This window comes from Thiogranum sp., from assembly GCF_058323355.1.
Genome location: NZ_JBTTIO010000089.1, coordinates 1 through 7,403, shown reverse-complemented (window position 1 = coordinate 7,403; position 7,403 = coordinate 1). Strand labels below are relative to the sequence as shown.

The following is a 7,403-nucleotide window of genomic DNA, read 5'->3' as shown; positions in this document are numbered from 1 at the left end:
ATGAGAATGACGAGGCTATCATTATCGCCACCATACAGCTGGCCCATAGTCTGGGGCTGGATATTGTTGCAGAAGGGGTCGAGGACGCCGAGGTATTGCATCGGCTCGGTGAACTGGGCTGTGATTATGCGCAGGGCCGTTATATTTGTGATGCGCTGCCACTCGGTGAGTTACAGGACTGGTTGCTGAGCAAGAAAGCCTCGGGGCGCGTCGCCTAGACATATCTACAGATTCGACATCCGCCACGTTCAGGCGAAGACCACCCACGTCGTGGCAATGTACTTGACGCCTTTCTGCAGGGTGACGCCACGGTGTTCGTGCGTCCAGAAGGGCGGGAACAGCACCAGTTTGCCCTGTTCGGGTTTGATCCTGATATCCTGGAACAAAAACTCGGTTTCGCCGCCGGGGCCTTCTACGTCGTTGAGGTACCATACCGCCACCAGCTGACGCTGGCTGAACTCGTGGCTGCCGCCATCGATATGCCAGTGATAGTGTTCACCCGGCAGGGTGCGCTGGATGGCGTAACCCATATCCTTGAACGACCCCTTGAAATAGGGGTAACTCTCGCGGAATTCGAGTATCGCCTGGCCCATGGAACGGAACAGCGCCTGGTCGATGTCCTTCCAGTGCGGTTTTCCGCTGACCACCAGGTCGGTGGATTTCTTGATGCTGCGATCTTTTTCTGCCAGCTGGCCAATACGACCTTCGTACTGCTCATCCGTATGGGCTTCAAAGCGTTCGATGGCGGCCTGGCACAACTCGGGCGAGAGCGCGCCGTGTTTTTCAAAAATAAAGGTATTGGGCTGAACCTCCACGATTGTACGCAGCGGGGTTGCCAGTCGGGTTTGCGCCATTGTGTGAAATATCCTAAAGCGTTTTCTGCTCGATGAGCGTTTCCATATCTGTCCAGGCCTTTCTGACGTGGCCTTCGTGGAGTTGCATGAGTTCGTTCGCGACCTGCAGCCAGTGTTGCCGGCCGGTTTCCACCTGGTGCTGCAGTTCGCTGCGATCTCCGCATTCTACCCAATGTTCATAGGCCTGTAACAGGGCCGGGTAGATATGCTTGCGCATACCCGAAAGATTGCCGAAATAAAAATGCAGTGAAGCGGCTTGCTCCTGCGCCAGCAGCGCGGGTAGTGTCGACAGGGCATCGGCAAGATGGTCACGTACTGCGCGGGCCATCAGTTCAACGCGTGAGCGCGGGAAACTCACGAGCATGTCTTCCCAGTTTTCACCAAGCTGTTTTCCGGCCTCGATTTCACCGATTTCGTGCAGGATCAACACCTCGGTTTCCTGCCGGGTCATATTGTCCAGTGCAGCATCAAGATCGTCATCAAAGTCATAACTGGCCAGCGCACGCGCCATGGCGTTGTTCGGGCGGTTCCAGCGCCATTCCTCGTAGCGCTCCCAGAGCATGCGGCGCAGCGATTCCTGACGGATGAACATTTTTCCGTCCAGCGACATGGCCGGTGGCGCGATCAGGTCCCGCGCATATTCCTGCGCGGCGATATAGACGGAGTTGCCGCTGCGGTCGAGTGTGCGTTCCAGGCGCGCCAGCATGAACAGGGGCCGGGTGTTGCTGCCGTAGCCTGCGCTGTATACCAGCTGGTCGACGCGTAACACGTTGTTGATCGCATCGGCATCGAAAGGGTCGAATGCCTGGCCATCGATGATCACCGGCTGGAAATCCTCGCCTTCCAGCGTTTCCCATAAATCCTCGCGTGCGCTCAGCCAGTCACCGACATCATCACTGGAAATATTGGCGCCGTAGGACAGCCGATGTTCCCAGCGGTAATATTCGCGCATTTTCAGCAAGTAGACGCACAGGGTGTAGTCGCTGGCGAAGCGTGCGTCCGCAATGTGGCAGTTGTGCTGAATCGCGGATTGCACGGTTTGCAGACGGGGAGACAGGGCTGTTTGCCGGGTTTGCATGCGCGGGGAAATACCTGAGTAAACTACTATGGTTTTTGATGCTAGCATGATGTAATCTGATCCGCCAGCATGATAGTGGAGTACTTTAAGTGCGTATTCGAAGTCGTTGGAACAACAAGGGAAGAGCGCGAACCATCGAGGAGAATGCCGGGGCGCTGGCGTTTATCGAATGGCGTATTGCCGGGCAAGCGCTGCTCAATCTGGAAAATGAAGGCTTCCAGACCGACACGCAGATGCAGCGTCTGGATGTGTTGCAGGAGTTGAGCGCATTCCTGATCCACGTAACCGACCGGCTGGTGCACGGTGATCTCGACGAACAACAGCGGCAGAAATTCATTGTTGCCCTGGCGCTGAAAATGGCAGATACCTATCACGACAACCGGGTCGATGCAGAAGGCCGTGGCCAGGATTTCCGGCCGGGCTTTATCGAAATCCTGAATCAGCGGATGGCCGACTATGCAGAGTTCAGCTTCGACGGCGGCGAGCCGGGCTATGCGTTCAAGCGCTACCTGGGTGAATGCGTGACCAATACCATGGGGGAAAAGGATCGCAAGTGGATCAGCGACCAGGTCATGGAGATTGAAGTCCCGGAGATGTTGAAAACGCTGAAAAAAGGTCTCAAGGACCTGTTTGAGACCGGTGCCGCCGAAGCAGCCCCGGCGGCGCAGGTCGGCGAGGGCGAATAGACCGGAAGGAGGCCTGTTTGCTGCCGCCCGTGGCCGTTTCTGGTACGCAGTGCCTGTGCGCCTGGGGGGCGTACGGACACAAAAAACACGCTAAATAGCGGGGAAGGTCTGGTTAATTCGTCAGGGCTTCCACAGGATCCTGTTGGGGGGTGAGTGGTATGTACGAGCAGTTCTACGGGTTTTCCGAGCGCCCGTTTTCCCTGTTGCCCGATCCGGATTTCCTGTTTCCTGGCGAGAAGCATCGTGCTGCACTCGATACGCTGGAGCTGGCGATCTTCAACCAGTCCGGTTTCTGCGTTATCAGTGGAGAGATCGGCGCGGGCAAAACCACCCTCATTCGCGAATTACTCAACCGGCTGGATAACGCTATCCAGGTCGGACTGGTTTCCAATACGCATCCCTCGTTTGGCGAACTGATGCTGTGGGTCATGACGGCCTACGGATTGCCGGGTGACGGCGACCGGATCGAATTGCACAAGCGTTTCGTCGACTTCGTTATCCAGCGTTATGCCGCCGGCAAGCGCACCCTGTTGATTATCGATGAGGCACAGAACCTGTCAATGGATGCGCTGGAAGAATTGCGCATGTTATCCAACGTCAATTCCGAGAAGGACCTGGTGTTGCAGATCATCATGGTCGGGCAGAGTGAACTGAGGGAAAAACTGCGCATGCCGGCACTGGCCCAGTTTGCACAACGTGTCAGTGTTGACTATTTTCTCAGTGGTTTGAATGCCGATGAGACCTGCCTCTACATCCAGCACCGGGTCGTGCATGCCGGTGGCGCTGCCGACCTGTTTACAAAAGACGCCTGTCAGCAGATCTTTGCGTTAAGCCAGGGCATTCCCCGTGTGATCAACCGGCTTTGCGACCTCAGCCTGGTCTACGGTTACGCCAAACACAGTGAACACATTGGCGCCGACCTGGTGCAGGCCGTGGCACAGCAACAACAACTGGGTGAAACCATGGAGGCTGCCCGGCAGCGTACCGTGGTCGCATCGGCAGAAGACAGGCCGATTGCCGCCGAAGAGGTTGTCGTGCCGGCAATGGAGGGCGATATAGCCGAATCTGTGCCGGTGGAAGAACCGGAACCCGCCGTTGAAGTTGAAGCAACAACCGGGTCGGAGCCGGTAGCTGCATCGGTGGCCAGACCACACGAAACACCTCCGGAACTGTCTGTAAAGCCAGCGCATGATGGCAGTGCTGCGACACCAGCCAAAGCCCCGGAAAAAAGTGTGTCGTCGGACCTGCATACGCTGGTCGTGAATGCAGAACAGTCCCGCGGCGCGCGAGGTGAGCGCAGTGCTCTGTGGTTGTTTGTTGGTGTGGCGGTGATGGTTGGTGGGGCGGCCTGGTTGAGCCGGGGGGAGTGGATGCCGGTATGGGAAAGTCTCGCCGTATCTACTGAACAGGAAACCTCCGTACCTGAAAGCGTTCCGGATGCGACAGTTCAGTCTGGCGAGGCCGCACGTATCCAGGAAGACGTGAAGCGTAAGGAAGCTGAACGTCTGGCGAAGCAGCGTGCTGCGGAAGAAGCGAGACAGGCGCAGTTGAAGCGTGAGAAGGCGAAGCAAGAGGAGGCCGCGCGTCTGGTGAAGCAGCGTGCTGCGGAAGAAGCAAAGCAGGCGCAGTTGAAGCGTGAAAAGGCAAAGCGTGAAGCGGCTGCACGCCTGGCACAGCAACGTGCTGCGGAAAAAGCGAAGCAGGTGCAGGCGAGACAGGAAAAGGCGAAGCGTGAAGAAGCCGCGCGTCTGGCGAAGCAACGTGCGGAGGAGAAAGCCAGGCAGGTACAGGTGGACGTTCCACGTCCCGCGCCGGCTACGGTTTCCCGGCCCGTTCGCAGCACAGGCGGTGCTTTCCCTGCTGCATGGGCCAATACCCCCGAATGGTCAGAAGAGGAGGATGACGAGCTGTTCACCGAAGCCCCCGTCGTGAAAGCCACGGCGAGCCAGCCGACAGAGACGGCAGCTACTACCGCGCTGGCCGCCGAGAAAGAAATCCCCGACAGCGCAACCGGGCCGGTTGGCTTTGCAACCAATCCCTGCAATGGCCCAACCGCGCGTTTTCTTTCCACCTGTCGCTAGACATTGAGCATCGGGGTAGAATCTCCCGATGGACATTCAGCAGGATCTCATTCGCCATTACCGCTGGCTCAGGCAGTATGGCTATAACGATTCCCACAGTGGCAATGCCTCGGTGCGCGACCGGGACCACTTCTGGATCACCCCGACAGGCGCCTGTGCAGATCTGCTGGAAGCCGCCCGACTGGTTCAATGCCAGGTTAACGGTGACCCGGGTGAAGGTGCGTCACTGGATGCGATGCTGCATGCGCTGGTCTATCGCAAGAACCCGCAGGCTGGCGCGGTGCTGCACAGCCACGGTGCCTACAGCGTTGCGATGACCCTGCACGGGGAAGATTTTATTCCGCCGGATTTTGAAGGGCAGTACTACTTCGAACGTATTCCTGTCATAAGTATTCCCTACGACCGCTACCTCGAGCTGGCCGCCGATGCTGTTTCGGATGTGCTGGCAGAGCACAAAGTGGTCGTGGTGCGCGGGCACGGTGTTTATGCTGCCGCAGAATCCATCAACCTGGCCTATAAATGGACCTGTTCATTCGAATTGTCGGCAAAGACCTGTTTCCTCGCAAAGCAGGCCGGCACGCTCTGATTTTACCGGGAAAATCCCGCTCATACCGTCATACCACCCCGGGCCGTCTCATATCAGAGGCTCCCTGATAGTTGAAATCCTCCCCGGCTTGCAGGATACTGTATATAAATACAGTATAGAAGTTGCCTCATGGAAAATACGCCCTGGCCACGCATGATTGCCCTGGTCGATATGAATGCGTTCTTTGCCTCCATCGAACAGGCTGACCACCCGGAGTGGCAAGGCCTCCCCGTTGGTATAACAAACGGCCGTACCGGTACCTGCATCATCACCTGTTCCTATGAGGCGCGCGCCTATGGCATCAAGACCGGGATGCGATTAAAGGAGGCACGGCAGCGTTGCCCGGACTTTATCCAGGTGCCTGCGCGGCCCGAACGTTATGCGGCCGTGTCCACCCGTATTATGGCTGCACTGGAGGATGTCACGCCGCTTGTTGAGGTGTTCTCCGTTGATGAGGCGTTTCTGGACCTTACCGCCTGCCAGCAGTTGTGGGGGAGTGCGGATCACATCGGGCGCCTGATCAGGAAAACAGTACACAAGGTTTCGGGCCTGCCCTGTTCGGTGGGAGTGAGCGGGGACAAAACCACGGCCAAGTATGCGGCCAAACTCAACAAGCCGGATGGTCTGTCCATCATCCCGCCCTGGGAGGCGCGCGAGCGGCTGGCGCCGGTAGCAGTCACGGAGTTGTGTGGTATCGGTGCCGGCACAGGCCGTTTCCTGGCGGAACGCAATGTACACACTTGCGGTGATATGAAAAACCTGCCAATCGGTGAACTGGCGCGGCGCTTCGGGAACCCCGGGCGTCGTATGTGGTACATGTGCCAGGGGCGTGATCCCGAGAAGCTCGTCACACGGGTACCAGCTCCAAAATCTATCGGACACGGCAAGGTTGTACCACCGAACACCCGGGACAAAGCCGTCATCCATACCTGGTTTCTGCACATGAGTGAGAAAGTCGCAGCGCGCCTTCGCCGTCACAGCATGGAGGCCGGTGAGTTCAGTATCGGCTTGCGTACCGCGCAGGCGTGGACGGGTGCCACGCTGAAAGCAGCCTGTCCCACACAGGATGGCCATCACATCATGACGCTGTGCGAAGAGATGCTTGATAGCTGCTGGCAGGGAGAAGGCATCTTCCAGGTCCAGGTGACAGCACTCCGGCCACAGCTGAAAGGGCGGCAGTTGACGCTGTTCGGGCAGGACACACGGAAAACAGACGCGTTCAACCAGGTCATGGATTGTGTCAATGAACGCTATGGTGAATTTGCACTGGCGCCGGCCCGCCTGCTGAACCGCTCGGACATGCCGAATGTCATTGCGCCGGCCTGGAAACCTTTCGGGCACCGGAAAACGGTCTAGCCATGTGCCTTGGCGTCGATTACAGCTACCAGGATGAGTCATTTCGGGTGTTCTTCAGCAGCCCGAAAGCCACCTTGCCGGTCAGAACCCGGCGTGGTGATGTCAGCCTGTTGCCATGGGGCCGGCGAAAAACCCAGCGGGGTGCATTACCGTTTGGTGGTTGTGCGCGACTGGACAGTATTTATGCCGGGCGCTGGGATAAATGGTTTCCTGTACCGGTAAAACTCTGCGTACAGCGTTTCATGGAGCGGGATATGGAAGGGCGTGAACGCTGGTTCGAGCTGCCAAAAGGGAAGTGGATCCAGGGGCTGGTTGCACGGGAACACTATGAGCGCAGGGTCTATGTCGTTGTCGTGGAGCCGCAACTCCCGGATGCCCTGTATGAGCGCTGGCCAAGGATTTTCAGTGTCTGAGCCATTGGCGCCGTAACGGATAAAGGCATGCCGCTCCCGTTCCCGGGGAGCGGCATCTGATCAATGAGATCAATGTAGATCAATAGATCAATGGTGATCAATGGTGATCTATGGGGTCAGACTCGATTGATCCTTGAATCAATCGAGTCTGACCCCATTGATCTATTGATCTATTGATCTACATTGATCTCATTGATCAGATGCCGCTCCCCGGGAACGGAAGCGGCATGCCTTTATCCGTTACGGCGCCAATGGCTCAGACACTGAAAATCCTTGGCCAGCGCTCATACAGGGCATCCGGGAGTTGCGGCTCCACGACAACGACATAGACCCTGCGCTCATAGTGTTC

General features: G+C 57.5%; 8 protein-coding genes. 6 read left to right on the top strand and 2 right to left on the bottom strand.

The window, feature by feature from the left end:
• On the top strand, positions 1–218 hold a 218-nt coding region (locus ACW81B_RS12190), incomplete at its 5' end, for an EAL domain-containing protein (RefSeq protein ID WP_491580494.1).
• A 30-nt stretch (positions 219–248) separates the two neighbouring features.
• On the opposite strand, the gene ACW81B_RS12185 is transcribed toward ACW81B_RS12190, so the two are convergent.
• Together ACW81B_RS12185 and ACW81B_RS12180 are read right to left on the bottom strand one after the other, a co-directional pair.
• Positions 249–854, bottom strand: a complete 606-nt coding sequence (locus ACW81B_RS12185) for a 2OG-Fe(II) oxygenase (RefSeq protein WP_491580493.1) — start codon at positions 852–854, stop codon at positions 249–251.
• A 13-nt stretch (positions 855–867) separates the two neighbouring features.
• Complete coding sequence (locus ACW81B_RS12180; RefSeq protein ID WP_491580492.1) at positions 868–1,932, bottom strand: Sfum_1244 family protein; 1,065 nt, start codon at positions 1,930–1,932, stop codon at positions 868–870.
• Between the two features lie 89 nt (positions 1,933–2,021).
• Here ACW81B_RS12180 and ACW81B_RS12175 point away from each other — a divergent pair, with 89 nt between their 5' ends.
• From ACW81B_RS12175 to ACW81B_RS12155, 5 genes are all read left to right on the top strand, one after another.
• Complete coding sequence (locus ACW81B_RS12175) at positions 2,022–2,618, top strand: hypothetical protein (RefSeq protein ID WP_491580491.1); 597 nt, start codon at positions 2,022–2,024, stop codon at positions 2,616–2,618.
• 158 nt (positions 2,619–2,776) lie between these two features.
• Positions 2,777–4,699 (top strand): ExeA family protein, encoded by a 1,923-nt coding sequence (locus tag ACW81B_RS12170; RefSeq protein WP_491580490.1) that lies wholly within the window; start codon positions 2,777–2,779, stop codon positions 4,697–4,699.
• A gap of 28 nt (positions 4,700–4,727) precedes the next feature.
• Positions 4,728–5,285, top strand: a complete 558-nt coding sequence (locus ACW81B_RS12165) for a class II aldolase/adducin family protein (RefSeq protein WP_491580489.1) — start codon at positions 4,728–4,730, stop codon at positions 5,283–5,285.
• A 129-nt stretch (positions 5,286–5,414) separates the two neighbouring features.
• Positions 5,415–6,641: a DNA polymerase Y family protein gene (locus tag ACW81B_RS12160; protein WP_491580488.1), complete on the top strand. Its 1,227-nt coding sequence runs from the start codon at positions 5,415–5,417 to the stop codon at positions 6,639–6,641.
• A gap of 2 nt (positions 6,642–6,643) precedes the next feature.
• Positions 6,644–7,054: a hypothetical protein gene (locus ACW81B_RS12155; protein ID WP_491580487.1), complete on the top strand. Its 411-nt coding sequence runs from the start codon at positions 6,644–6,646 to the stop codon at positions 7,052–7,054.
• Positions 7,055–7,403: the final 349 nt, after the last annotated feature.